Source organism: Streptomyces sp. MGP-P1 (assembly GCF_057766565.1).
In genome coordinates this window covers 1,330,902-1,356,188 of sequence record NZ_JBYMEM010000005.1, presented here as the reverse complement: position 1 = coordinate 1,356,188, position 25,287 = coordinate 1,330,902, and the positions used below count along the sequence as shown (strand labels likewise).

Here is a 25,287-nt window from a genome sequence, read left to right as displayed (position 1 = left end):
TACCGGCCATTCAGACGTCCTTGCGACCCTCACGGGATGCAGCCAGCTGTGCCCGCCCCCCGCCGCGACGGGAGAGGCCGGGGAAACGCCACTCAGGGCTCCCCCGGCCGTGACCCGGGGTTTCCCGGGCCTTCCGCGATCTTTCCGGGCTCCGACGCGCCTGAGGAGCGCTCAGCGCGGAACAATAGGTCCATGAGCCAGCAGCCCAGCTCCGAGGTCCCGGTCCAGCCCGCCGCCCAGCCGTCCGTCGGTTCACTCGCCGCGCACCGGCCGCACGCCACCCCCGCGTCCCACGGGGTCGGCTTCTCCACCGCCGCCGATCTGGATCCCGATCTGGACGCCGACGCGGACGCCTACGAGCCCGACCGGGACGGCGACGAGCTGCCCCAGGGCCGCTTCCTAGACCGCGAACGCAGCTGGCTCGCGTTCAACGAACGGGTCCTGGAACTGGCCGAGGACCCGAACACGCCCATCCTGGAGCGGGCCAACTTCCTCGCCATCTTCGCGTCGAACCTGGACGAGTTCTTCATGGTCCGGGTGGCCGGCCTCAAGCGCCGCATCGCCACCGGCGTCGCCACCCGCTCCGCCTCCGGCCTCCAGCCCCGCGAGGTCCTGGACCTCATCTGGACCCGCTCGCGCGAGCTCATGGCCCGGCACGCCGCCTGCTACCAGCAGGACATCGCCCCCGACCTGTCCGACGAGGGCATCCAGCTGATCCGCTGGCCGGACCTGACCGAGAAGGAGCAGGCCCGCCTGTTCACCTTCTTCCGGCAGCGCGTCTTCCCGGTCCTGACCCCGCTGGCCGTCGACCCCGCGCACCCCTTCCCGTACATCTCCGGGCTCTCCCTCAACCTCGCCGTCGTCGTCCGCAACCCGGTCAGCGGCCACCGCCACTTCGCCCGGGTCAAGGTCCCGCCGCTGCTGACCCGCTTCCTGGAGGCCTCGCCCCAGCGGTACGTCCCCATCGAGGACATCATCGCGGCGCACCTGGAGGAGCTGTTCCCGGGCATGGAGGTGCTGGCGCACCACATGTTCCGGGTCACCAGGAACGAGGACCTGGAGGTCGAGGAGGACGACACGGAGAATCTGCTCCAGGCCCTGGAGAAGGAGCTCATGCGCCGCCGGTTCGGCCCGCCGGTGCGCCTGGAGGTCGAGGAGGCCATCGACCCGTACGTCCTGGACCTGCTGGTCCGCGAGCTGAAGGTGTCCGACGCGGAGGTCTACCCGCTGCCCGGGCCGCTCGACCTGACCGGGCTCTTCGCCATCGCCTCGCTGGACCGGCCGGAGCTGAAGTTCCCCAAGTTCATCGCGGGCACCCACCGGGACCTGGCCGAGGTGGAGTCCGCCTCCGCGCCCGACATATTCGCCGCCCTGCGCGAGCGCGACGTCCTGCTCCACCACCCGTACGACTCGTTCTCCACCTCCGTCCAGGCGTTCCTGGAACAGGCGGCGGGGGACCCGGACGTGTTGGCCATCAAGCAGACGCTGTACCGCACCTCCGGCGACTCCCCGATAGTGGACGCCCTCATCGACGCCGCCGAGTCCGGCAAGCAGGTCCTCGTCCTCGTCGAGATCAAGGCCCGCTTCGACGAGCAGGCCAACATCAAGTGGGCGCGCAAGCTGGAGGAGTCCGGCTGTCACGTCGTGTACGGACTCGTCGGGCTGAAGACCCACTGCAAGCTCTCCCTCGTCGTCCGCCAGGAGGGCGACACGCTGCGCCGCTACTCCCACGTCGGCACCGGCAACTACCACCCCAAGACGGCCCGGCTGTACGAGGACCTCGGCCTGCTCACGGCCGACCCGCAGGTCGGGGCGGACCTCTCCGACCTGTTCAACCGGCTCTCCGGCTACTCCCGCCGCGAGACCTACCGCCGCCTCCTGGTCGCCCCGAAGTCCCTGCGCGACGGGCTGATCGCCCGGATCAACAAGGAGATCGCCCACCACCGCGCGGGCCGCCCCGCCTACGTCCGGATCAAGGTCAACTCGATGGTCGACGAAGCGATCATCGACGCCTGCTACCGGGCGGCCCAGGCGGGCGTCCCCGTCGACATCTGGGTGCGCGGGATCTGCGCGATCCGCCCCGGCGTCGCCGGGCTCTCCGAGAACATCCGGGTCCGCTCCATACTCGGCCGCTTCCTCGAACACTCCCGGGTCTTCTCCTTCGGCAACGGCGGCGAGCCCGAGGTGTGGTTCGGCAGCGCCGACATGATGCACCGCAACCTCGACCGCAGGATCGAAGCGCTGGTCCGGGTCACCGACCCCGCCCACCGCGCCGCACTCAGCCGACTCCTGGAGACCGGTATGGCCGACACCACCGCCTCCTGGCACCTGGGCCCCGACGGGAACTGGACCCGGCACGCCACGGACGCGGACGGTCAGCCGCTGCGGCACGTCCAGGAAATGCTCATCGACGCCCGGAGGCGCAGGCGTGCGACGCCCTGACCAGCAGACGACGACCCGGCCGACGCCGGACACGGCCCCCGGCACCCCACCGGACGCGCCGCCCGCCGACCCCAGGGAACCGGGGGCGCGGGGCTTCGCCCACGCCACGGGACCAGGGGCACGGCGTCTCGCCGACACCACGGGGGCGGGGGCACGGCAGCGGGAGCTCGCCGACACCACGGAGGCGGCTCGCCCCCCGGACCTCGCCGGCTCCCGCCGCACCGGGGAGCTGACCACGGAGGCGGTCCTCGCGCCCTACCTCCGGGGGCAGGCCGCCGAGTTCCTGCGGAGCCTGCGCCTGCACCACGAGCACAGCGCCCCCGCGGAGTCCGGCGGCCACGACGCCGCGGCCGCCACCCGCGCACTGCGCCGCTCGGCCCGCCGGATCAGCGGCGCCCTGCACACCTTCCGGGCCGCGCTCGACCCGCTCTGGGCCGACCAGCTCCGCGGCGAACTGGTCTGGCTCTCCGGCATCCTCGCCCGCGAACACGCCTACGCGGGCCGCCTCGCCCGGCTCGTCGAGGCCCTGCACCAGCTCTCCGGCCCCGCTCTCCCCGCCGCCCGGGGCGTCCGGGCCGCCGGGGAGGGCGCCACCTCCGACGCCCAGGGCCGCGCCGCCCTCGGGGTCGGCGCCGCACGGGCGGGGGCGCTGCTGGAACGCCGCCTCACCCTCGCCCGGACCCGGTCCCACTCCGCGGCCCTCCAGGCGCTCGGCTCCTCCCGCTTCCACGCGGTCGCCGACGCCGTGGCGCTCCTGGCCTCCGACGTCCCCCTGGTCCCCGGCCCCGCGGGCCGGACCGCCGAGGCCCTCCTGGAGCCCGCCGAACACGCCGAGCAACGCCTCCTCACCGCCGTGGCCGCCCTGCCGCCCGACGACACGGAGCCGTACAACGAGGCGCAGGACGCGGCGTGGCACCAGACCCGCCTGCTGCTGCGGCTGCACCGGTACGCCCACGAGGTCGTCCTCGGCGCCACGGACCCGGCCCTGACCGGGGCGGGCCACGCCCTCGACCTGCACCGGGACGCCGTGGAGGCGGCCGGGGCGGCGGCAGCGGCGGCCCGCACCCCCCGGATCGCCCCGGCCACGGCGTACGCGCTGGGCGTGCTCCACGCGGACCAGCGCCACGAGGTGGAGGCGGCGCGGGCCGTCTTCCGGGAGACCTGGCCGTACGCCGCGGCCCTGAGCACCCCATGAGCGGGGAGCCGGGGGCCACCGGGCCCGTGAGGAACCGCACCGACACCGTCCGGGCCGCGGGCTGCGTGCTGTGGCGCCGCGCCCCGGACGGGGGCGGGGTCGAGGTCTGCCTGGTCCACCGGCCGCGCTACGACGACTGGTCCTTCCCCAAAGGCAAGCTGAAGCGCGGCGAGGACCCGCTGGCCGCCGCCGTACGGGAAGTGCTGGAGGAGACCGGCCACCACTGCGCCCCCGGGGACCGGCTGCCGACCTCCCGCTACCCGGTGGACGGCCGGCCCAAGGAGGTCGCCTACTGGGCGGCCGAGGCGACCGGCGGCTCCTTCACCGCCAACGACGAGGTGGACCGCGTCCTGTGGCTGCCCCCCGACGCCGCCCGGGTCCGGCTCACCCAGCCCCGCGACGTCCGGCAGCTGACCGCCCTGCTGGACACCCTCGGCGGGCCCTGATCCGCGTGCCGAACCGGCCCGATCCGCGTCCCGCGCCGCGCCCCGGACCGCCCCGCACCCGCCTGCCCGACACGGTTCACCTGCCGTTCACTCTCCCCCGTCGGCGGCTTCACCTGTTCTGCCTAATTTCGGACGTACACGGTGCGCGGCGACAAGCCACCGCACCGCTCCTCATCGCACGCCGTCGTAGAACGAACTGACCACGGCGGCTCCTGGAAGGAACACCCGAAAGTGAAGCTTCAGCGCAAGAACCGGCTTCGTGCCACCGCGCTCGGTGCCCTCGCCGTCTCCGGCGCCCTGGTCCTCACGGCGTGCGGTTCGGACGACAACACCGGCGGCGGTACGGCCGGGACGGGTGAGAAGACGACCGCCGCGTCGGATGTCGACTGCGGCAAGGCCAAGGGCCAGCTGCGCGCCTCCGGCTCCAGCGCCCAGAAGAACGCCATGGACCTCTGGGTCAAGAACTACATGGCCGCCTGTTCCGGCGTGGAGATCAACTACAACTCCTCCTCCTCAGGCGAGGGCATCGTCGCCTTCAACCAGGGCACCGTCGGTTTCGCCGGCTCCGACTCGGCGCTGAAGCCCGAGGAGGTCGCCGACTCCAAGAAGATGTGCAAGACCGGCCAGGGCATCAACCTGCCGATGGTCGGCGGCCCGGTCGCGATCGGCTTCAAGCTGGAGGGCGTCGACAGCCTCACGCTGGACGCCCCGACGCTCGCCAAGATCTTCGACAGCAAGATCAAGAAGTGGAACGACCCGGCGATCGCCAAGCTGAACGACGGCGTCGAGCTGCCGGACAAGGCGATCCAGGCCTTCCACCGCTCCGAGGACTCCGGCACCACGCAGAACCTCGGCAAGTACCTCGGCGCCGCCGCCCCGAACGACTGGAAGTACGAGGCCGAGAAGAAGTGGCCGGCCCCCGGTGGCCAGGCCGCCTCCGGCTCCTCCGGCGTCGCCGCCCAGGTCAAGCAGGTCGACGGCGCGATCGGCTACTTCGAGCTCTCCTACGCCAAGTCCCAGTCCATCCCGACCGTGGACATCAACACCGGTGGCGCCACGCCGGTGAAGGCCACCTCGGAGAACGCCTCCAAGGCCATCGCCGCCGCCAAGATCAAGGGCACCGGCAAGGACCTGGCGCTCGACCTCGACTACACCACCAAGGCCGAGGGCGCCTACCCGCTGGTCCTGGTGACGTACGAGGTCGTCTGCGACAGCGGCAACAAGCCCGAGACGCTCGACACCGTCAAGTCCTTCCTCTCCTACGCCGCCTCCGACGACGGCCAGAAGATCCTGACCGACGCCGGCTACGCCCCGATCCCGGCCGAGATCAACGCCAAGGTCCGCGAGACCATCGGCTCCCTCTCGTAACACCCGGGGCGGCCGGGCCCACCCGGCCCGGCCGCCCACCGGCGTAACCGTCAGCTGCGCCCCGCGCCACCGACGCGACACGCCACCGGCAGGCCGGCCCGGCGCACCCCTCCGGACCGGCCCGCCTCCCGCTCTCTCTCCATCCGGTGCACCGCCGCCAGGGGAGCACACAGCTCCCCCACACAGACCGGAAAGACCATGGCTTCCACCACACCGATAGACACGCCACCGGCTCCGCCGGTCCCGCGGCCCAGCCCCCGGACCACCGGGCGCATGGGCGACAAAATCTTCCTGGGCCTCTCCCGCGGCTCGGGCATCCTGCTGCTCGTGGTCATGGCGTCGATCGCCGTGTTCCTCACCTACCGCTCCGTCATCGCCCTGTCGAAGAACGAGGGAAACTTCCTCACCACCTTCGACTGGAACCCGGCCGGCGACCCGCCGGTCTTCGGCATCGCGGTCCTGCTCTTCGGCACCGTCGTCAGCTCGATCATCGCGATGGTCATCGCGGTTCCGATCGCTGTCGGCATCGCCCTGTTCATCTCGCACTACGCGCCGCGCAAGCTGGCCGCCCCCATCGCGTACGTGGTCGACCTGCTGGCGGCCGTGCCGAGCATCGTCTACGGCATCTGGGGCGCACTCGTCCTGGTGCCGTACCTGGAGGGCCTGAACCTCTGGCTCGACCAGTTCTTCGGCTGGACATACATCTTCGAGAAGACCGAGGTCGGCGTCGCCCGCTCGCTCTTCACCGTGGGCATCCTGCTCGCGATCATGATCCTGCCGATCGTGACCAGCGTCAGCCGCGAGGTCTTCCTCCAGGTCCCGAAGATGAACGAGGAGGCCGCGCTCGCGCTCGGCGCCACCCGCTGGGAGGTCATCCGCCTCTCGGTGCTGCCCTTCGGCCGCTCCGGCATCATCTCCGCCTCGATGCTCGGCCTCGGCCGCGCGCTCGGCGAGACGATGGCCGTCGCCACGGTCCTCTCCCCGAGCTTCCTCATCTCGCTGCACGTGCTCAACCCGGGCGGCGGGACGTTCGCCCAGAACATCGCGGCGAAGTTCGGCGAGGCCGACGCGTTCGGGCGGGACGCCCTGATCGCCTCCGGCCTCGTCCTCTTCGTCCTCACCCTGCTGGTCAACGGCGCGGCCCGGCTCATCATCGCCCGCCGCAAGGAGTACTCGGGGGCCAACGCATGAGCCACGCACCCACCGGCGTCATCGAGCGCCCGAAGCCCGCTTCACCCGGTCCCCAGAGCAGCCTCGGCAGCCGCTCCCTGCCCCGCCTCGCCCCGCTCGGCTTCGCCGTCGTCGCGGTCGCGCTCGGCGTCGGCGTCTCGCTGGCCGCCGGCTGGGAGAGCCGCATACAGTGGGGCCTGATCTCGGCCCTGCTCTTCCTGGCCATCTCCTACGTCGCCACGACGATCGTCGAGAACCAGCGCCAGGCCAAGGACCGCCTCGCCACCAGCGTGATGTGGGTCTGCTTCCTGGTCGCCGTCGTCCCGCTGGCCTCCCTGCTGTGGACGACGATCGTCCGCGGCGCGGAGCGCCTGGACGGCTACTTCCTCACCCACTCGATGGCCGGTGTGCTCGGCTCCGAGGCCAGCGGCGGCGTCTACCACGCGCTGGTCGGCACCCTCCAGCAGGTCGGCATCGCCACGGTGATCTCCGCCCCGCTCGGCCTGCTGACCGCCGTGTACCTCGTCGAGTACGGCAAGGGCTCGCTGGCCAAGGCCGTCACGTTCTTCGTCGACGTGATGACGGGCATCCCGTCCATCGTGGCCGGTCTCTTCATCCTGTCGATCATGCTGATCGCCAACCTGGAGCCCTCCGGCCTGATGGGCGCGCTGGCCCTGACGATCCTGATGATCCCCGTCGTGGTCCGCTCCACCGAGGAGATGCTCAAGCTCGTCCCCAACGAGTTGCGCGAGGCCTCCCTCGCCCTCGGCATCCCGAAGTGGCGCACCATCCTGAAGGTGGTCCTGCCCACCGCGATCGGCGGCATCACCACGGGCGTCATGCTCGCCATCGCCCGTATCGCTGGTGAGACCGCGCCGATCATCCTGCTGGTCTTCGGCAGCCAGCTGATCAACACGAACCCCTTCGAAGGCGCTCAGTCCTCGCTGCCCTTCTACATCTACGAGCAGTACAAGGTCGGCGAGGCCGCGTCCTACGACCGCGCCTGGGCCGCGGCCCTGGTCCTGATCGCCTTCGTCATGATCCTCAATCTGGTGGCTCGCGGCATCGCCCGCTGGAAGGCCCCGAAGACCGGTCGCTGACGCGGCCAACAGCGACCCCCGAAAGAAGCAGTGATTTCCATGGCCAAGCGCATCGACATCGGCGGTCTGAACGCCTACTACGGCAGCCACAAGGCCATCGAGGACATCTCGATGACCGTGGAGCCCCGCTCCGTGACCGCCTTCATCGGCCCCTCCGGCTGCGGCAAGTCCACGTTCCTGCGCACCCTGAACCGGATGCACGAGGTCACCCCCGGCGGCCGCGTCGAGGGCAAGGTGCTGCTGGACGACGAGGACCTGTACGGACCCGGCGTCGACCCGGTCACCGTCCGCCGCACGATCGGCATGGTCTTCCAGCGCCCCAACCCCTTCCCCACCATGTCGATCTTCGACAACGTGGCGGCGGGGCTGCGGCTGAACGGCAGCTACCGCAAGAGCGAGCTCAACGACGTCGTGGAGAGGTCCCTGCGCGGCGCGAACCTCTGGAACGAGGTCAAGGACCGCCTCAACAAGCCCGGCTCCGGACTCTCCGGCGGCCAGCAGCAGCGCCTGTGCATCGCCCGCGCCATCGCGGTCGAGCCGCAGGTCCTGCTGATGGACGAGCCGTGCTCGGCGCTGGACCCCATCTCGACGCTCGCCATCGAGGACCTGATCGGCGAGCTGAAGGAGCGCTTCACGATCGTCATCGTGACGCACAACATGCAGCAGGCGGCCCGCGTCTCGGACCGCACCGCGTTCTTCAACCTCTCGGCGGTCGGCAAGCCCGGCCGGCTCATCGAGATCGACGAGACGGAGCGGATCTTCTCCAACCCGTCGGTCCAGGCCACGGAGGACTACATCTCCGGCCGCTTCGGCTGAGCCGTCCCGGGACGGCGTCCAGGCCACCCCGGGACGGCCCTCCGGCCACCACCCCGGGGACGGGCCACGCCCCTCCGTCCCACCCCACAGACGGCCTTGCGGTGCTGCATGGCGGTGCCACCGCAAGGCGAAAGGGTCCGCCCCCGTTCTCGTACGAGAACGGGGGCGGACCCACACGTGTAACCAACCAGGTCGGATCACCGCGCACCGGCGGCTCAGCCGAAGAGCAGGAGAACCGCTCCGTAGCTCAGCGCCGCGACCAGCGCCGCCGCGGGCATGGTGATGAACCAGCCCAGGATGATGTTCTTCGCGACGCCCCAGCGCACCGCGTTCACCCGCTTGGTGGCCCCGACGCCCATGATCGCGGAGGTGATGACGTGCGTCGTCGAGATCGGCGCGTGGAACAGGTAGGCCGAGCCGAACATGATCGCGGCGCCGGTCGTCTCCGCCGCGAAGCCCTGCGGCGGGTCCAGCTCGATGATCTTGCGGCCGAGGGTCCGCATGATGCGCCAGCCACCCGCGTACGTACCCAGCGAGAGCATCAGCGCACAGGCGATCTTGACCCAGACGGGGATCTCGTCGTTGGGGCCCTCGACGTCCGCGATGACCAGGGCCATCACGACGATGCCCATCGTCTTCTGCGCGTCCTGGAGGCCGTGGCCGAGCGCCATGCCCGCCGCCGAGACCGTCTGCGCGATCCGGAAGCCGCGCTTGGCCTTGTGCGGGTTGGCGTGGCGGAAGATCCACATGATGCCGACCATCACCAGATAGCCGACGATCAGGCCGACGAACGGCGAGATGAACATCGGGATGACGATCTTCTCCAGCACGCCGGACCAGATGACGTCCGTGCCGCCGGCCAGCGCCGCCCCGACCATGCCGCCGAACAGGGCGTGCGAGGACGAGGAGGGGAGGCCGTAGTACCAGGTGATGAGGTTCCAGATGATCGCGCCGACCAGCGCCGCGAACAGGATCCCCATCCCCTTCTGCCCCACGGGCGTCGCGATCAGGCCCTCGCTGACGGTCTTGGCGACCCCCTGGCCCAGGAAGGCGCCGGCGAGGTTCATCACCGCCGCCATCGCCAGCGCGGCACGCGGGGTCAGCGCCCGGGTGGAGACCGAGGTGGCGATGGCGTTCGCCGAGTCGTGGAAGCCGTTCGTATACGTGAAGCCGAGCGCGACACCGATGGTCACGATCAGCGCAAAGGTGTCCACGAGGTTCAGGACTCCTTGACCGCGATGGTCTCCACGGTGTTCGCGACGTGCTCGAACGCGTCAGCCGCCTCTTCCAGCACATCCACGATCTGCTTGAGCTTCAGCACCTCCATGGCGTCGTACTTGCCGTTGAAGAGCTGGGCCAGCAGCTTGCGGTGGACCTGATCGGCCTGGTTCTCCAGGCGGTTGATCTCGATCCAGTACTCGGTGAGGTTGTCCATGGTCCGCAGCCCCGGCATGGCCTCGGCGGTCAGTTCCGCAGCCCGGGCCAGCACCTCGATCTGCTTCTCGACGCCCTTGGGGAGCTCCTGGACCTGGTAGAGGACGACCAGGTCGACGGCCTCCTCCATGAAGTCCATGATGTCGTCGAGCGAGGACGCCAGCTTGTAGATGTCCTCGCGGTCGAACGGCGTGATGAAGGAGGAGTTCAGCTGGTGGAAGATCGCGTGGGTGGCGTCGTCCCCCGCGTGCTCCGCTGCCCGCATACGCTCCGCGATCTCGACTCGGGAGGCAGCATCCGCCCCGAGCAGTTCCATCAGGAGTTTCGAGCCCGTGACAATGTTGTCCGCGGACGCGGAGAACATGTCGTAGAAGCTCGTCTCCCTGGGGGTCAGACGAAAGCGCACGTGGGGTCCTCGGGGTGCTTTGGATTCGGTCAGGCTGATGCTAGGCGCATCATCCGGCCACGGCTAACCGGCGTTCTTCAGTGTCGCCCATCGGACACGGCGAACAGCACGGACCCCCGGTCACGGTTCGGCGGGATTCGTTACGATATACCCGGCAGGGGTATCAATACGGCACGGTGCTCGCGGGCGGGGCCGGGCGGCGGAATCGTTCGGCACGGCCCCCTCGCACGACGGTGGGCCCGAGGGTTCCGCATTTACACGTTCCGGCAGGGACACTTACCGGCAGGGACACTCAGAGGACAGCAACGGGAGGACGCAGATGACCACGACCGGGACCACAGGGACGGAATCTACGGGCGTGGCGGCCCCGGACACGGGGGCGGCCGCCCCTGTGGACATCGTCACCGACCACGACCGCGGCATTCACGGCTACCACCACCAGAAGGACGAGCACCTCAAACGGCTCCGCCGCATCGAGGGCCAGATCCGCGGCCTCCAGCGCATGGTCGACGAGGACGTCTACTGCATCGACATACTCACCCAGGTGTCGGCGTCCACCAAGGCGCTCCAGTCCTTCGCCCTCCAACTGCTGGAGGAGCACCTGCGCCACTGCGTCGCCGACGCGGCCGTCAAGGGCGGCGAGGAGATCGACGCGAAGGTCGAGGAGGCCACGAAGGCCATCGCCCGCCTGCTCCGCACCTGAGGCGCGACCCCGTGCGCGGTGGCGGTGCGGAGGAAAGCGGGCGTCACCCCCGGCGAGCGGCCTGCCGGGGGACCGCCGCCCAGCACTCCGCACCGCGTACGTCGAGCACCTCGTCGATCCGGTCGGGGCTGAGGCGTTCCTCGCCCGCCGCCGACGCGGCGATCATCAGCTCGCCGCACAGCTCGATCTCGGCGAGGGCCACACAGTCCTGAGCGTTCGGAGCGCTGAGCGTCACCACCTGCGTCACCTCTCTCTGCCGTCTCCCGGCCGTCACTGGCCCCTGGCATACCGGCTTCCCAGCCTAGAGAGCGCGATACGCGCCGCGCATGGCACGGACGGACCATTTTGCGCCCCCTCCCAACCGGCCCCACCACCCGGCCCGTCCCGGCCGCCCCGGCCCGGTCCGGTCCGGGGCGCCGACACCGACGCCACCCCGGTCAGGCCGTCAACACCGACGCCGCCCCACCCCGTCGCCCGGCCGTCCCGGCGTCCCGCCACCCTCACTCCTGCCGGATCTCACCGGTGTAGAGGGCGTCCTCGTCCGGCAGGTTCACCGTGACCGGCAGCCCGAACCCGTACAGCAGCAGCGTCGAGACCACCGACACCTCCGGGCCCTCGGCGGAGAACGTGAACCGGTGCCGCACCTTCCGCAGCCGGCCGTCCTCGTCCAGGTAGGCGTCGAACGGGACGGCGTCCTTGCTGAACCCTTTCGCCGCCGCGCTCAGTGCCCCGCGCGACTGCGGCGACGCGGCCCGGGCCGCCCGGCCCAGATCCGCGACCCCCCGGTAGTGATGCACCGTCACCCCGGCCAGCTCGGACTTCCCCGCATAGGTCACATCGGCCGCGCCGCGCAGTAGTTCGGCCGCCGCCATCGGGTCGGTGACCCCGCCGGTGAGGAGGTTGCCGTCCTTCAGCGTGGTCGTGTCGATCCTGACCCACTTGTCGTCGGGCACCCCGGCGCCGCGGTTCTTCATGTACAGCGTCCCCGGGGCCAGCAGCTCGGTGATCGGCCGGTGTCCGTCCGCGCCCGCGGCTTCCTCGGGCAGCACCACCCTGAGCCGCCCCAGCTGCCGGCGGAAATCGTACGCGCCCTGCCCCCGGATCGTCACCCGCGTCCCGCCGGCCGCGGTCTCCATCGACGTACGGGTCTCCGCGCCGCCCGCCTCGACGAGGACGTCCGCCGCCTGCCCGAGCAGATCGAGCGGACGATCCGCGGCCACGGAGCGCCGCCCGGAACCGTCGCTCGCGCCGCTCCCCGCGTCCCCGCCGAAACACCCGGCGCTGACCGCGATCACCCCGGCCGCGGCGAGGGCGCGAACAGCACGGGCCCTGCCTCCGTCCCTGTACTGCTGCACCACCATCGCCTGCCAACCCCCAACGACTACCGCCCGGCCGAGCCCTCACCCGCCCCGCATAACGACCGCCGACGCCCCCCGTCACGCGCCCCCGGCGCGTTGCGGCCCGGCGGAGGGAGCCCGGGCTCCGTCGCCGGGTGCGGTGCTCTGTGGGCAGAAGCCGGATGCGCCCCCCGGCCGCAGACTGTGGCCAGTACCGTGGTCGGGTGCATGAGGATCTCCCCGCCCCGGCCCGCACCACCGTCCCCCGCACCCGCCCCCGGAGAGCCCCGGCTCCCTCGGCGGCCCCCGTCGTGGTCCTGGCCCCCACCGCCCCGGGACACCCGTCCGCCTCCGCCTCCGCGCCCCCGGCCGGCCCGCCCGCCGGGCACAGCGCCACGACCATCGAACGCGGCTCGTTCTGCCTGGCCCGCTGCTCCTGCGGCTGGTCGGGACCGGCACGCAGGTCCCGGGACCTGGCCCGTACCGACGCCGCGAAACACCTCGCCACCCCCTGACCCACCCGCCCGCCCGCCCACGGGGCCTGGACGCAGCACGATCCCCCGGACGCTCGGAGGCGTCCGGGGGATCGGGAGAACCGTTCGATCAGCTGAAGAGAAGGGCGGGGAGAGGAGACTGACGGGATGGACGGGCCGGCGGGCTGACGGAGACCGTCAGGCGGCCAGGTCCTTCTCCCCCCGTCAGGCGGCCAGGTCCTTCTCCCCCGGGTCGCCCCGCCCGGAACCGGGTCGCGGCTCGGGGATGCCCATCGCCTCACCGTGCTCGTCCGCGTCCGCGACGGCCGCGCTCTTCGACCGGACGAACCAGCCCACCCTCGGCGACCGGGCGATCGCCGCCATCAGCGGGGTCAGCAGCGCCATGGCGAGCGGGGCCAGCAGCAGGGCGACCGCCGTACCGAGGGCGAACCCGCCGATCACGTCGGTCGGGTAGTGGACGCCCATGTAGACCCGGCTGAAACCGGCGAAGAGCGCGAGGCCGATCGCGACGAAGCCGAACTTCCGGTTCGCCACGAAGATGCCGACGGCGATGCCCATCGCCAGGGTGGAGTGATCGCTGACGAACGAGAAGTCCGTCTTGCCGTGGATCAGGACCTCAAGGCCTTCGTGGTCGTTGAACGGGCGCGGCCGTTCGACGAAACCGCGGATCGGGACGTTGACGAGGATCGCGATGGCGGCGGCGAGCGGCGCCCAGACGATGGCGGCGGCAGCCGTCACCGAGTCCTCGGCCGTCCCGCGCTTGCGCATGCTCCACCAGCACCACAGGCCCACCAGCACCAGGCCGAACATGATCCCGTACTCGCCGACGAACTCCATGACCCGGTCGAACCAGGTCGGAGCGGCCTTCGCGAGGCCGTTGATGTCGTAGAGCAGACTGACGTCCGGGTTCGACCCGTCGAGTTCGAGTCCAGCCATCTGCTGCGGCCCCTTGCCTTGTCTGCTTCTTCTGCTGCGACGCGCGTCCTTGCACGCCGCCGTGGTCGAACCCCCGTGTCCGGTGCTGTCCGCTACCGCACTGCACAGCATCGCCGTACTGCGTCACTGCGACGCATGGTCAGTGCGCGTGCCGTTCCCGTCCCCTGTCCAGGGAACGGCCCGGCCGCCGTGTGCGTTCCGCTCTCCACCGAATGATCACCATGACGTTATCGAAGAGTGACTCGTCATCGCAGCTCAGGGCCCAGGCTTCACAGAGAGTTCCGACCACGGCCGACTGCCCGTCAGCACCCTTGGCCGCTCCGGAAGCCCCGTACGGCACGCCCGTACAGGAGACGCCCGGAACCACCGGTAGCCAGCGGTAACCACCGGGAGCCGCCGGGAGGTGTGCGGGAGACATCCGGGAGACATCCATCACCCTGTGGGGAGATCGGTCGGAAGAGCGGCGGCGCCGTCCTTGGTGACCCGTGTCGCACCGAAGTAGTCCGGCGTGTCGATCTTGTCGAACCGGATGACCGACCCGGTGAACGGCGCGTTGATCATATAGCCGCCCCCGACGTACATCCCGACGTGCCGGATCGCACGCGAGTTGGTGAGGTCGTCGGAGAAGAACACCAGATCCCCCGGGAGCAGCTCGTCCCGCGAGGGATGCGGGCCCGCGTTGTACTGGTCATTGGCGACGCGCGGCAGCTCGATGCCGACGGTCCGGTACGCCGCCTGGGTCAGCCCCGAACAGTCGAACCGGCCCTGCTGCTCCGGCGTACCGTTGCCGCCCCACAGATACGGCGTGCCGAGCCGCTTCTGTGCGAAGTAGATGGCCCCGGCGGCCTGCCGGGAGGGTGCCACGCGGCCGACGGGCCGGGCGAAGCTCTTCTCCAGCGAGCGGATGATCCTGACGTAGTTCTGCGTCTCCTTGTACGGCGGGACGCCGCCGTACTTGATCACCGCATAGGCGCCGGCGTTGTACGCGGCGAGCATGTTGCTCGTCGGGTCGCCCGGCACCTTCTTCACGTACCCGGCGAGCTCGCAGTCGTACGAGGCGGCCGAGGGGATCGCGTCGGCGGGGTCCCACACGTCCCGCCTGCCGTCGCCGTTGCCGTCGATCCCGTGCGTGGCCCACGTACCGGGGATGAACTGGGCGATGCCCTGCGCGGCGGCGTGGCTCTGCGCCTGCGGGTTCCAGCCGCTCTCCTGGTACAACTGCGCGGCCAGCAGCGCCGGGTTGATGGCGGGGCAGAGGTTGCCCCACTTCTGCACCAGCGGCTGGAACCTAGCCGGGACCGCCCCCTTGGCCAGCGCGACGGCACCGCCGCCCCCCGACCCGGCGAGCCCGGCGGCGGCGGAGTACGTACCGACGACGAGCAGCGCCAGGAGGCACATGACCATGCCGACGCCGATGCCACCGAACACCCAGAATTTCCGCACCCCTCAACCATCCCCCATCGGGGCGCGCTTCAGAGCCTTTTTCGACGGTGTGTACGAGTCATCCGCGGCACACCACCGGCGCACCCGAAGCACACGGGGGCGTCGACGGCTCACCGGCACCAAGGGTGACGCGGCCTCAGCCGCCCTCCCCCGACCAGAAGTCGGAGCGCACATTGGGACGGGGCAGCGGATAGACGTCCTCGTACGCCGGACCGTTCGGCTCGGCGGTGGGAGCGGCGACCTCGGACTCCTTCACGCACGGGCTGTCGGCCTCCAGGAAGGCCTGCCCCTTCCCCCGGAAGGAGACGCTGACACCGAATCCGCTCTTCGTGACCGCGTAGACCGCCGGGAACTTCTCGTCCTTGTTGACCGCCTTGATCCGGTAGTCGTTCTTCCGCCAGAACGTCTCCGCACGGTCCAGGAACGTCTGACGGCGTTCGGGGGAGACGACGGTCATGACGGCCCGCCGGCGGGTCACACCGCAGGCGCGGGTGGTGGTCGGCCCGTGCGCCCACCGCACATCGGGGTCGATGCCCTTCAGGACGGCGTCCAGCATCGCGTCGGACTGCTCGGCAGCCTCCTGCATGTCCATCCCGCGCTCCTTTCCGGTGCTCACGCCGCCGTCGCGCGCGCTCGTGCCCTCACTGCCGCACCCGGACAGCACCATCCCCAGGGCGAGGACGACCGCGCCGAGGGGCAGAGCCCGCTTCGCTCGACTCACTTCGGTTCCTCCATCTTGAGCCGGTCGGCGTTGCCCGACACGATCAGGGCGATGCTGTCCGCGGACACGGCGTCGCGTTCCGGGCTGAAGTAGTTCGAGTGCGAGTCCAGACTGATACCGCTCCCGCTGACGAGCGGCGGACCGTCGGCCACCGGGAAGCGCCGCGCCCCGAACGCCTTGCTCGCCGGATCCTTCCCGAACCACAGGTCGTCGTCACCCGGATCGGCCAGATCGCCGCCCAGATAGGCCCCACCGGGGCCGCCCAGGGCCAGCCCTATGCCGCCCACCACCACCTGGGTCTTCGAGGGCAGCTTGGTCACCGGGTCGTTGGCGGCGGCGCCCACGAAGACGTGCTCGCTGCCGACGCCGAGGTCCACGGCGTGGTCGACGCCGACCCCCGGACTGCCGACCAGGATGATGTCGTCGACCCCGGGAATCCCGCCGGGCCCGGCCGCCGCCGCGCCCACGGTCCGGGAACCGTAGGAGTGCCCGATGGCCGTCATGTGGGGGTCCTTGTTCTGGTTGGTCACGGAGATCCCGCCCATGAAGTCGCGGTAGGCCGCCCCGCCCTTCTCCGCGCGCCCCGTGCCCATGACGGCGAAGTAGCCCGCCGCCCCGTCCTTGTCCGGCAACTGCGGCGCGTCGTACCCGAGCCAGACGATGGACGCGGTGGAGTCGTCGTACCCCTGCGCCCCGATGGCGGTGTCCCGGGCCCGCCCGAGGTCGTTCTTGGCGAACTCCTCGTCGAGCGAGGTGTTGAGGCCCGGTACGTACGCCGACACGTTCTGGGAGGCGTCCGGATTGCCGAACGAGACGATGGCCCGGCCGTTGCCCTGGTCACCGATCCCGATGAGGTACATGGGCGGCTTGCCGTCCTCCTTGAGCTGCCGCTCGATCTCCCGGAGCCCGGCCAGCTGGTCACGGGCCCTGTCGGTGTCGACGCCCCCCAGCTTGTCGATCAGCGCGGGAAGGTTCCTGCGGTTGGCGGCGTCGCGCGCGAGGACCGGGATGCCGTCGAGATTGCCGATGCGCTCCGGGACCAGCTCGATGTACCGATCGCGCTCCTCCGGCGAGAGCCCGTCCCACCAGGCCTTGTTCCCGGCGGGCGTGGCGTTCTGCGGAATCCGCCCGCTCAGGTGCGCGCGCTCGGCGTCCCGCACCTCGGCGTCGACCCGCGCCCCCGAGCCGGGTATCGCCAGCGCGGCGCCTGCACCGCCGACCGCCTTGTTCCAGTCCCAGGCGGCGCCGACGTAGTCGCCCCGGTCCCACTTCTCGCCCGCGCCCCGGGTGTCGCGCCCCCACTGGTCGACGATGCGCCGACCGCTCTCGCCCGGCCGCAGGACCGCGTCGACGACCCCTTGGACATCGCCGCCCAGCCCGTCCCCGAGGAACCCGTCGAGGAACCCGTCCCCCTTGGGGCCCGGGGGTCTACCCGCGTCGACCGGCACGATGGCTTCGCCCGGGGGAAGGCGCCGCCGCCTTGGTCGCCCCCTCGGGTACCTGAAGTGTCCCCGGAGGCGACGGTGTCACCGGAGCCGCTGCCGCCGCTCCCGGCGGTGCCGCCGCTGTCTCCGCCAGTACCACCAGTGCCACGAGCGCCGTCAGTGCCGCCAGGGCCGCCCGTGCTTCCGGTGGTCGCGGCCCCTCCGGTGTCACGGGTGCCACCGCTGGTACCGGTACCGCCGGTAAGACTGGACTCGTCACCACCAGCACCGTCCGTACCGGCACCCGGAGCACCAGCGGGACCGCCGCTGTCACCGCTCCCGCTGCCACTGCCGTCGGCGCCTCCTCCGCCGGCCACGACGTCCTGCCCGGGGGCGGGGCACGAGCCACCGGTGAGCTCGCAGATCGCGCTACGGATCTCCGCGGTGAGCTGCCTGCCGGCTCCGGTGGCCGTCAGCCCGCCGACGAGCGCGACGACCACGAGGACGAGGCCCAGATACTCCAGCGCGGTCTGCCCGGCGTCACGGCGGAGCTTCATCATCCGGGCGAAGCTGAACAGCCGTTGCTCGGCCCGCTGCTCCAGACCGCTCCGGAACCATCGACGGCTCTCCGGCCGGCACAGCAGCACGATGGCGGCCGTCGGTATCACCAGCCGGGCGACACCCCCCGCCCCGGCCCCGCCGCTCAGCTCCGCGAGGGCGCCGAGGACGATCCACGCCTGAACGGCGAGAAGCCCGTACCAGACCCGAACGCCGCCCTTACGGACGTACAGCGACAGCACGAAGGCGCCGATGCCGGGTAACGACGCGTAGAGCAACAGCCCGAGGAGGTACCCGTCCACCGCGTCCACCGAGGACGCCGTCGACAGGGCCCTGATCGCGCCCACCAGGGTGGCCACGAAGAGAACGTGAAGAAGGATCAGCACCGCCTGCAACGGCCGGGGCATCAACCGCCCCGAATCCGCTACGGCAGCGCTTACATCGACGCCGACAGGGACCGCGCTTCTTCGTATGCCGGACAAGAGCAGTCCCCTACCTCGTGAGTGGGCGGAACGGGCGACAGATCGGTCACTGCGCGTATGCGACCACACGGGCAGGGGACACGACATGGGCCCCAGGACCCAATACAGGGCTCAAAGCCCGCACTCACCGGCCCAGTTGAGCCGCCTTGCCCCGATCACGACCCTGCTGCCGCCACCTCGGGGGCGCCTGCCCTCCCGCCGCCGTTCGGTTGCCCGAACACCGTCGCTCCGCCCACACCGCTCACCCCGTCCCTCTTGATCCTGGAGCGGCACTGTGCCAATTCGGCGGTAAGCGACATGCCGTACGCCAACCCGTCGGATCCCGGCACCGTGCGCCCCCAGCCCCGTGGGTCCCGGCCGGGCGGAACGGGGCACCGCTTCCTGCGGAACCGCCCGGTTCACCCGAACGAAGGGGAGCCGAGCACCGGGCCCCGCAGCGGCACCCGACCGCGCGGCCACACATGTCCCGCCGACCGACCCCAAGGCCGTACACGTCGCACCGACCGGCCGCACAAGTCCCGGCACCCGACCGCAGGGCTGCACGAGTCCCGCCGACCGGCCCCAAGGCCGCACACGTCCCGCCGACCGACAGCCCGCGCCCCGTCGACCGCGCCACCACCGCCCCACCCCACCCACGCCCCGAGGGCACCCCTCACGCCCAGCGCACGCTTCCCCGACCACACCTGACGAAGCATCGAACAGGCAGCCGACCGGCGCACCGACGGCTCTCGAACGGCGCATACGAACACGCCGTGCCCCGCGAACGCTGCAACCGCGTCAGGAACCCATGGCCACCGTCGTTGCTCCTGGTCACACCCCGTGATACACAGAGTAACCACGCGTGTGCGTGATGAGCCGGACGAGCCGCAGGTCAGGGCGACCGCCCCGGTCAAACGTGCGAGATCCGGGTAAAGAGACCCGGGAAGGCGTCGTGCGAGCGCGGTTTCATCAGCGAAGATAGAAGGCGACCCGTGCCGGACGGCACGGGCAGCGAACTACCCAACAGGGGCGGTGACTTACATGATCCTGGCAGCAGAGAAGGGCGACATCACCACCATCATCGGCGGAATCGCTCCGGACTGGGGGCCGTTCGGGACGCTGGGCAACGAGGCGCGCATCATGATCGAGGTGGTGATGGCCATTGCCATTCTGCTCTGCCTCGGCATCGCGATCTGGGGCGCGGCGAAGCAGCGCATCGGAGCGACGGCACTCCGCGACACGTTCAGCGCGGAGCAGGGCAAGGGCCTGATCGTGGCAGGACTGACAGGGGTCTTCATCATCGGTTCCCTGGGCACCCTGTTCACCATCGTCTACGGAATGGCCGTCTGACCCTTACGTCGGCCAGCTCCTCCGGGCCGCCCCAGCCCTCTCCCCACCATCCGCCCGTCGTGCCCACCGGCTGAGGTTGCGTTTCCCTGATGTCGAGTCACCACACCGCGCTCAAGCGGCAACCAGCACAGCTACCGTCGTCCTGCGCGGACCCGCACACGACCGAGGGAGCGAACGCGGCATGAGTCCCGGTGACGAGCACGACTACCGCGGCAAGGACCAGGGGGGGCGCCCGGACGACCCGTACAGCACCCTCGGCGGCACCCGTCAGACCCGCACCCGTCTCCCCGACGGCGACGCGGGGCTTCCTCACGCGCGCCGCCCGGTCCGCAACTCCCGCTCCCTCGTGACGATCACCGGTGTCGTGGTCCTCCTCGTCGCCGCCATCGCCTTCGCCAACCGCGGCGGTGGCAGCGACGAGGACGCCGCCCCGGGCGCCAAGAAGCCCGGGACCGCGGGAAGCACCCCCACCTCGGCCACCGGCACCAAGCCCGTCGAGGGCAAGAACGGCACGATCGCCTCCGGCTTCGCCCACGACGAACAGGGGGCGCAGAGCGCTGCGGCGAACTACGCGGTGGCGCTGGGGTCCGCGGAGATGTTCACGAAGGAGAGCCGCCACCAGATCCTCGACACGGTCTACTCCCCCGAGGCGGCGGACAGACTCCGAGCACCTCAGGACCGGGCCTACTCGGCCGAGTTTCTCGCGCGCCTCGGTCTCGACCCCGACGGCCGTGCCCCGCAGGGCAGCACCTTCATCTCGAGAACGGTTCCCGTGGGCACGAAGGTGCTCGCGTTCGACGACGACACCGCAGAGGTGGCCGTCTGGTACACGGGGCTCATCGGCATGTCGGGTCAGGACTCCACCAAGCCCGTGAGCACCACCTGGAAGACGTGGACGGCTCAGTTGTCGTGGCTGGACGGTGACTGGAAGGTGACGGGAGCGTCCGAGAGCGACGGCCCAGCGCCGGTTCCCGGTGATGTCGCGGCTTCCCGGTCGGACGCGATCAGCAAGGCCGTCGAGGAGTACGGAGGCTTCACTTATGCCAGGTAGCCCCAAGCACCGCTTCCGTTCGGTGGCCACCGCCCTGATCGGACTGCAAGCCGTCGCGCTGACGTTCGCCGGACGCGCGGCCGCAGAGCCGACCCCCACCCCGACGCCTTCACCAAGCGCCACCAATGACTGCAGTCTGCTGTTCGGCGAGGTGAAGAAGTTCTGCGAGGAAGGCGACAGCGGCAGCGCTCCCAGCAGCGTGCCGGGGTCTCCCGACCCGACGGAGTCCCTCGACCCCCTCTCCTCCCTGGCCCGAGGCTGCGCCGACGCCGCCTCCTGGATCGTCGGCAAGCTCAGCGAGGCCGTCGAGTCCACGGCCGACGTCGACTTCACCAACCCCAAGTTCCTCCAGCAGTACGCCGTCATCTTCGCGGCCTCCACCATCCTCACCCTCGTCCTCTGGCTCCTCGCCGTAGCCAAGCGGGCCATCCGCGGCGTCCCCCTCACCACCGCGATCTCCGAGGCCGTCGGCTTCCTCTGGCTCACCGTCCTCGCCTCGGCCTTCACCCCGCTGATCCTCTACACGATCGTCTCCGCCACCGACGGCGTCACCGAGGTCATCTCCTCCGCCACCGGCGGCCAGACCGACGTCTTCTTCGGCTCGTTCGCCGAAGCCCTCAAGAAGGGCGAGGACATCGGCGGCGGGCCGATCATGCTGATCGTCGTCTCGCTCGTCTCGATCCTCGCCGCCGGCATCCTGTGGCTGGAACTCGTCATCCGCGCCGCCCTGCTCTACGTCGGCGCACTCCTCGGGATCGTCGTCTACGCCGGTCTCGTCGACAAGAACATGTGGGGCCACGTCCGCCGCTGGGCCGGCATCATGATCGCGGTGATCATGGTCAAGCCGGTCATCGTCATCGTCCTCGGCCTCGCCGGAGCACTCTCCACGGGCGACGGCCCCGACGCCTTCTCCGCCGTCGTCTCCGGCCTCTCCATCATCCTGCTGGCCATCTTCGCCTCCGCCATGATCTACCGCTTCGTCCCCGGCTTCGGCGACGAGATCCAGGGCGCCCGCACCAACCGCAAGCAGGCCACCGACGGCTCCCAGGCCGCCGCCATGATCAGCTCCCCGGCCGCCCTCGTCTCCCAGGGCATCAAGACCCACAGCGGCCGCAACGACCAGAACAGCGGCGGAGGCGGAGGCGCCCGCCCCGCCAACCCGGCCAGCGGCGGCGTCGCCGCCCACAGCTCCCGCACCACCGGCGGCGGAGGCGGCGCCGCCCCCTCGCCCCGCAGCGGGTCCGCCCCCACCTCCGGAACCCCCCACAGCAGCCGCTCCCCCCGAGGCGGAGGCGGCTTCGGCACCACAGGTAACTCGAACACAGGAGGTGGAGGGCGTTGACCACCCAGTCCCACACGATGACGCCCCGCCGCACGTATCTCATCGGCCGCGCCCGGCCGAACGCGATCGTCGGCAAGAACCGCGAGACCGGCGAGATCGCCCTCATCATCGTCGGCGCGTTCCTCGGCATGATGAGCGGACTCCTCGTCCCCGTCCTCTCCCTCCGCATCGTCTGCCTCGTGGGCTTCCCGATGCTGGCCCTCGCCGTCGTGTACGTCCCGTACAAGGGCCGCACCTTCTACAAGTGGTTCGAGATCAACCGCAGCTTCAAACGCTCCCTGCGCCGCGGCACCGCCTACCGCTCCACCGCCATGGAAGCGGGCGTCAGCTCCGACGGCCGTGAGGTCGAGATCGGCCCGCCCCCCGGCATCGGCCGGATCAGCTGGCTCGCCGCCCCCTTCGGCCCCGACGAGATCGCCGTGCTCCTCCACGCCGACCGCCGCACCGTCACCGCGGCCATCGAGATCGAGGGCCCCGGCGTCGGCCTCCGCGACAGCGAGGACCAGGAAGCCCTCGTCGACCGCTTCGGCACCCTCCTCAAGCACGTGGCCAACGGCGACGGCTTCGTCACCCGCCTCCAGATGCTCGCCCGCACCCTCCCCGCCGACCCCGACGCCCACGCCAAGGACGTCGCCCAGCGCGGCGACAAGGCGTCCCCGGGCTGGCTCCAGGAGTCCTACGACCAGCTCCAGTCCATGGTCTCCACCTCCAGCGAGCAGCACCGCGCCTACCTCGTCGCCTGTATGCACTACAGCCGCGAACTGGCCGCCGAGGCCAACGCCATGGCCCGCGCCGCCCGCCCCCACGGCGGCCGCAAGCTCGACCGCGACGCCGGCCTCGCCGTCGTCATGGCCCGCGAGCTCACCGACATCTGCGCCCGCCTCGCCGAGGCCGACATCCGGGTACGCCAGCCGCTCGGCCAGAGCCGCCTGGCCTCCCTCGTACACTCCATGTACGACCCCGACCACCCCATCGACCACATCCAGGCCATGACCAAGCGCAACGCCTGGCCCGCCGAACTGGACGCCGTCGAGCCGACGTTCCTCCAGGCCAAGACCCGCGAGTCCACCACCCGCGCCCCCTGGTGCCACGCCACGGCCTGGGTGAAGGAATGGCCGATGACCCCCGTCGGCGTCAACTTCCTCGCCCCGCTCCTCGTCCACACCCCCGACGTCATCCGTACGGTCGCCGTCTGCATGGACCTCGAACCCACCGAGGTGGCCATCGAACGCATGCTGACCGAGAAGACCAACGACGACGCCGAGGCCAGCCGCCAGGCCAAGATGAACCGCACCGTCGACCCCCGCGACATCGCCGCCCACGGCCGGCTCGACCAGCGGGGTGAAGATCTCGCCAGCGGTGCCGCCGGAGTCAACCTGGTGGGGTACATCACGGTGTCGTCCCGCTCACCCGAGGCCCTCGCCCGCGACAAGCGCACCATCCGCGCCTCGGCGGGCAAGTCGTACCTCAAGCTGGAGTGGTGCGACCGCGAGCACCACCGGGCCTTCGTGAACACCCTCCCGTTCGCCACCGGCATCCGCCGCTGACGTACGGGGCCGCCACGGCGGGCCGCTGACGCGCCGTCCCGCCGCGAGGACCGAGAACGACCGACCTCCCCGAACCGCATATCCCGACCCGCACACCCCGCAACAAGAGAGGGCACCCCCACCATGCGAGACCCCCTGTCCGCATTGTCGGATGCCTTCACCTCCTTCCTCTTCGGCAAGGTGGAGACGACCCGCCTCCCCGTCCGTACGTCGACGGGCCAGGCCCAGGCTGTCTACCTCCCCACCGCAGCCCCCGGCCTCGGCGACTCCGGCGTGATCATCGGCCGCGAGGTCTACAGCGGCAAGGGCTACATCTACGACCCCTTCCAGCTGTACGGGCAACAGCTCCCCGCCCCCCACTGGCTCGTCCTCGGCGAGTCCGGCAACGGCAAGTCGGCGCTGGAGAAGACCTACGTCCTGCGCCAGCTCCGCTTCCGTGACCGCCAGGTCGTCGTCCTCGACGCCCAGGGCGAGGACGGCGTCGGCGAATGGAACCTCATCGCCCAGGAGCTGGGCATAACCCCCATCCGCCTGGACCCGACCGCAGCCCTCAACGGCGGCATCCGGCTCAACCCCCTCGACCCCTCCATCACCACCACCGGCCAGCTCGCCCTGCTCCGTACGATCATCGAAGTAGCGATGGGCCACGGCCTCGACGAGCGTTCCGGCTTCGCCCTGAAGGTCGCCCACGCCTACGTCACCGCGACCAACACCGACCGCCAGCCCGTCCTGATGGACATCGTGGAGCAGCTGCGCCACCCGAAGCCCGAGTCCGCCGAGGCGATGAACGTCGACATAGACGACGTACGGGCCTGGGGCCTGGACGTCGCCCTCGTCCTGGACCGCCTGGTCGACGGCGACCTGCGCGGCATGTTCGACGGCCCCACGACCGTCGGCATCGACCTCGACGCGCCCCTCATCGTCTTCGACCTCTCGCACATCGACCGCAACTCGATCGCGATGCCGATCCTGATGGCGATCGTCGGCGTCTGGCTGGAGCACACCTGGATCAGGCCCGACCGCAAGAAGCGCATCTTCCTGGTCGAGGAGGCGTGGCACATCATCAACTCCCCCTTCGTCGCCCAGCTCTTCCAGCGCCTCCTGAAGTTCGGACGCCGGCTCGGCCTCTCCTTCGTCGCCGTCGTCCACCACCTCAGCGACGTGGTGGACGGAGCCGCGGCGAAGGAAGCGGCGGCCATCCTCAAAATGGCCTCCACCCGCACGATCTACGCCCAGAAATCGGATGAGGCCCGAGCGACCGGCCGGGTCATCGGCCTGCCCCGCTGGGCCGTCGAGATCATCCCGACCCTCACCCCCGGCATCGCCGTCTGGGACGTCAACGGCAACGTCCAGGTCGTCAAACACCTGATCACCGAAGCCGAACGTCCCCTGGTCTTCACCGACCGCGCCATGACCGAGGGATCGACGGACGACCTGCTCCCCGAGGACATCCGCGCCGCCGAGCTGGAGGCCGAACAACGGGCGGCCCGCATCGAGCACCAAGCACGGATGAACGAGTCGTCAGAGTCAACGGTGGCTTGAC

At 70.8% G+C, this 25,287-nt stretch carries 21 protein-coding genes and 1 pseudogene; 14 read left to right on the top strand and 8 right to left on the bottom strand.

The annotated features are described in order from the left end of the window. Positions 1 to 192 precede the first annotated feature (192 nt). The 7 genes from AC3CH1_RS15570 (at position 193) to pstB (ending at position 8,537) form a co-directional block, all read left to right on the top strand. A complete protein-coding gene (locus tag AC3CH1_RS15570; protein ID WP_488463430.1) occupies positions 193 to 2,442 on the top strand; it encodes an RNA degradosome polyphosphate kinase in 2,250 nt (749 codons plus the stop codon). Further along, positions 2,429 to 3,637 carry a CHAD domain-containing protein gene (locus AC3CH1_RS15565; protein ID WP_488463429.1) on the top strand — a complete coding sequence of 403 codons (1,209 nt, stop codon included), beginning with the start codon at positions 2,429 to 2,431 and terminating at the stop codon, positions 3,635 to 3,637. Before AC3CH1_RS15570 ends, AC3CH1_RS15565 begins: the two co-directional genes overlap by 14 nt. Then, on the top strand, positions 3,634 to 4,083 hold the full coding sequence (locus AC3CH1_RS15560) for an NUDIX hydrolase (protein ID WP_488463428.1): 450 nt from the start codon (positions 3,634 to 3,636) through the stop codon (positions 4,081 to 4,083). The genes AC3CH1_RS15565 and AC3CH1_RS15560 overlap by 4 nt, the downstream gene beginning before the upstream one ends. A gap of 231 nt (positions 4,084 to 4,314) precedes the next feature. Then, complete coding sequence (gene pstS / locus AC3CH1_RS15555) at positions 4,315 to 5,451, top strand: phosphate ABC transporter substrate-binding protein PstS (protein WP_488463427.1); 1,137 nt, start codon at positions 4,315 to 4,317, stop codon at positions 5,449 to 5,451. Between the two features lie 198 nt (positions 5,452 to 5,649). Continuing rightward, the gene (gene pstC / locus AC3CH1_RS15550; protein WP_488463426.1) at positions 5,650 to 6,642 is read left to right on the top strand and encodes a phosphate ABC transporter permease subunit PstC; all 993 of its coding nucleotides are present in this window, start codon (positions 5,650 to 5,652) and stop codon (positions 6,640 to 6,642) included. After that, positions 6,639 to 7,721, top strand: a complete 1,083-nt coding sequence (gene pstA, locus AC3CH1_RS15545; protein WP_488463425.1) for a phosphate ABC transporter permease PstA — start codon at positions 6,639 to 6,641, stop codon at positions 7,719 to 7,721. Before pstC ends, pstA begins: the two co-directional genes overlap by 4 nt. 39 nt (positions 7,722 to 7,760) lie before the next feature. Next, positions 7,761 to 8,537 carry a phosphate ABC transporter ATP-binding protein PstB gene (pstB, locus tag AC3CH1_RS15540; RefSeq protein ID WP_361882336.1) on the top strand — a complete coding sequence of 259 codons (777 nt, stop codon included), beginning with the start codon at positions 7,761 to 7,763 and terminating at the stop codon, positions 8,535 to 8,537. 215 nt (positions 8,538 to 8,752) lie between these two features. On the opposite strand, the gene AC3CH1_RS15535 is transcribed toward pstB, so the two are convergent. Beyond that, positions 8,753 to 9,751 (bottom strand): inorganic phosphate transporter, encoded by a 999-nt coding sequence (locus AC3CH1_RS15535; RefSeq protein ID WP_488463424.1) that lies wholly within the window; start codon positions 9,749 to 9,751, stop codon positions 8,753 to 8,755. A gap of 5 nt (positions 9,752 to 9,756) precedes the next feature. Then, entirely contained in the window at positions 9,757 to 10,377 is a 621-nt protein-coding gene (locus tag AC3CH1_RS15530) for a DUF47 domain-containing protein (protein ID WP_488463423.1), read from the bottom strand. A gap of 319 nt (positions 10,378 to 10,696) precedes the next feature. Here AC3CH1_RS15530 and AC3CH1_RS15525 point away from each other — a divergent pair, with 319 nt between their 5' ends. Next, a complete protein-coding gene (locus AC3CH1_RS15525) occupies positions 10,697 to 11,080 on the top strand; it encodes a metal-sensitive transcriptional regulator (RefSeq protein WP_488463422.1) in 384 nt (127 codons plus the stop codon). Between the two features lie 43 nt (positions 11,081 to 11,123). Here AC3CH1_RS15525 and AC3CH1_RS15520 read toward each other — a convergent pair whose 3' ends face one another. Both AC3CH1_RS15520 and AC3CH1_RS15515 read right to left on the bottom strand, forming a co-directional pair. Further along, entirely contained in the window at positions 11,124 to 11,327 is a 204-nt protein-coding gene (locus AC3CH1_RS15520; RefSeq protein ID WP_488463421.1) for a hypothetical protein, read from the bottom strand. Positions 11,328 to 11,580: 253 nt separating this feature from the next. Further along, entirely contained in the window at positions 11,581 to 12,441 is an 861-nt protein-coding gene (locus AC3CH1_RS15515; RefSeq protein ID WP_488463420.1) for an SCO4651 family lipoprotein, read from the bottom strand. A 293-nt stretch (positions 12,442 to 12,734) separates the two neighbouring features. On the opposite strand from AC3CH1_RS15515, the gene AC3CH1_RS15510 reads away from it, so the two are divergent. Beyond that, the gene (locus AC3CH1_RS15510) at positions 12,735 to 12,932 is read left to right on the top strand and encodes a hypothetical protein (RefSeq protein WP_488463517.1); all 198 of its coding nucleotides are present in this window, start codon (positions 12,735 to 12,737) and stop codon (positions 12,930 to 12,932) included. A 183-nt stretch (positions 12,933 to 13,115) separates the two neighbouring features. Here the strand turns inward: AC3CH1_RS15510 and AC3CH1_RS15505 are convergent, their stop codons facing one another. From AC3CH1_RS15505 to AC3CH1_RS15490, 4 genes and pseudogenes are all read right to left on the bottom strand, one after another. Continuing rightward, on the bottom strand, positions 13,116 to 13,847 hold the full coding sequence (locus AC3CH1_RS15505) for a phosphatase PAP2 family protein (RefSeq protein WP_488463419.1): 732 nt from the start codon (positions 13,845 to 13,847) through the stop codon (positions 13,116 to 13,118). 432 nt (positions 13,848 to 14,279) lie between these two features. Next, positions 14,280 to 15,275, bottom strand: coding sequence for a C40 family peptidase (locus AC3CH1_RS15500; protein ID WP_488463516.1), 996 nt, complete (start codon positions 15,273 to 15,275; stop codon positions 14,280 to 14,282). Between the two features lie 151 nt (positions 15,276 to 15,426). Then, entirely contained in the window at positions 15,427 to 16,011 is a 585-nt protein-coding gene (locus tag AC3CH1_RS15495; RefSeq protein ID WP_488463418.1) for a hypothetical protein, read from the bottom strand. After that, positions 16,008 to 18,400, bottom strand: a pseudogene (locus AC3CH1_RS15490) (alpha/beta hydrolase). The gene AC3CH1_RS15495 and the pseudogene AC3CH1_RS15490 overlap by 4 nt, the downstream one beginning before the upstream one ends. A 1,095-nt stretch (positions 18,401 to 19,495) precedes the next feature. On the opposite strand from AC3CH1_RS15490, the gene AC3CH1_RS15485 reads away from it, so the two are divergent. The 5 genes from AC3CH1_RS15485 (at position 19,496) to AC3CH1_RS15465 (ending at position 25,286) form a co-directional block, all read left to right on the top strand. After that, positions 19,496 to 19,804, top strand: coding sequence for a hypothetical protein (locus AC3CH1_RS15485; protein ID WP_003968086.1), 309 nt, complete (start codon positions 19,496 to 19,498; stop codon positions 19,802 to 19,804). Positions 19,805 to 19,985: 181 nt separating this feature from the next. Beyond that, positions 19,986 to 20,855 (top strand): DUF8175 domain-containg protein, encoded by an 870-nt coding sequence (locus AC3CH1_RS15480; protein ID WP_488463417.1) that lies wholly within the window; start codon positions 19,986 to 19,988, stop codon positions 20,853 to 20,855. Then, positions 20,845 to 22,197, top strand: a complete 1,353-nt coding sequence (locus AC3CH1_RS15475; protein ID WP_488463416.1) for a hypothetical protein — start codon at positions 20,845 to 20,847, stop codon at positions 22,195 to 22,197. The genes AC3CH1_RS15480 and AC3CH1_RS15475 overlap by 11 nt, the downstream gene beginning before the upstream one ends. Beyond that, entirely contained in the window at positions 22,194 to 23,744 is a 1,551-nt protein-coding gene (locus AC3CH1_RS15470) for an SCO6880 family protein (protein WP_488463415.1), read from the top strand. The genes AC3CH1_RS15475 and AC3CH1_RS15470 overlap by 4 nt, the downstream gene beginning before the upstream one ends. 123 nt (positions 23,745 to 23,867) lie before the next feature. After that, positions 23,868 to 25,286 carry an ATP-binding protein gene (locus AC3CH1_RS15465; protein WP_488463414.1) on the top strand — a complete coding sequence of 473 codons (1,419 nt, stop codon included), beginning with the start codon at positions 23,868 to 23,870 and terminating at the stop codon, positions 25,284 to 25,286. The last annotated feature ends 1 nt before the right edge of the window (position 25,287 follow it).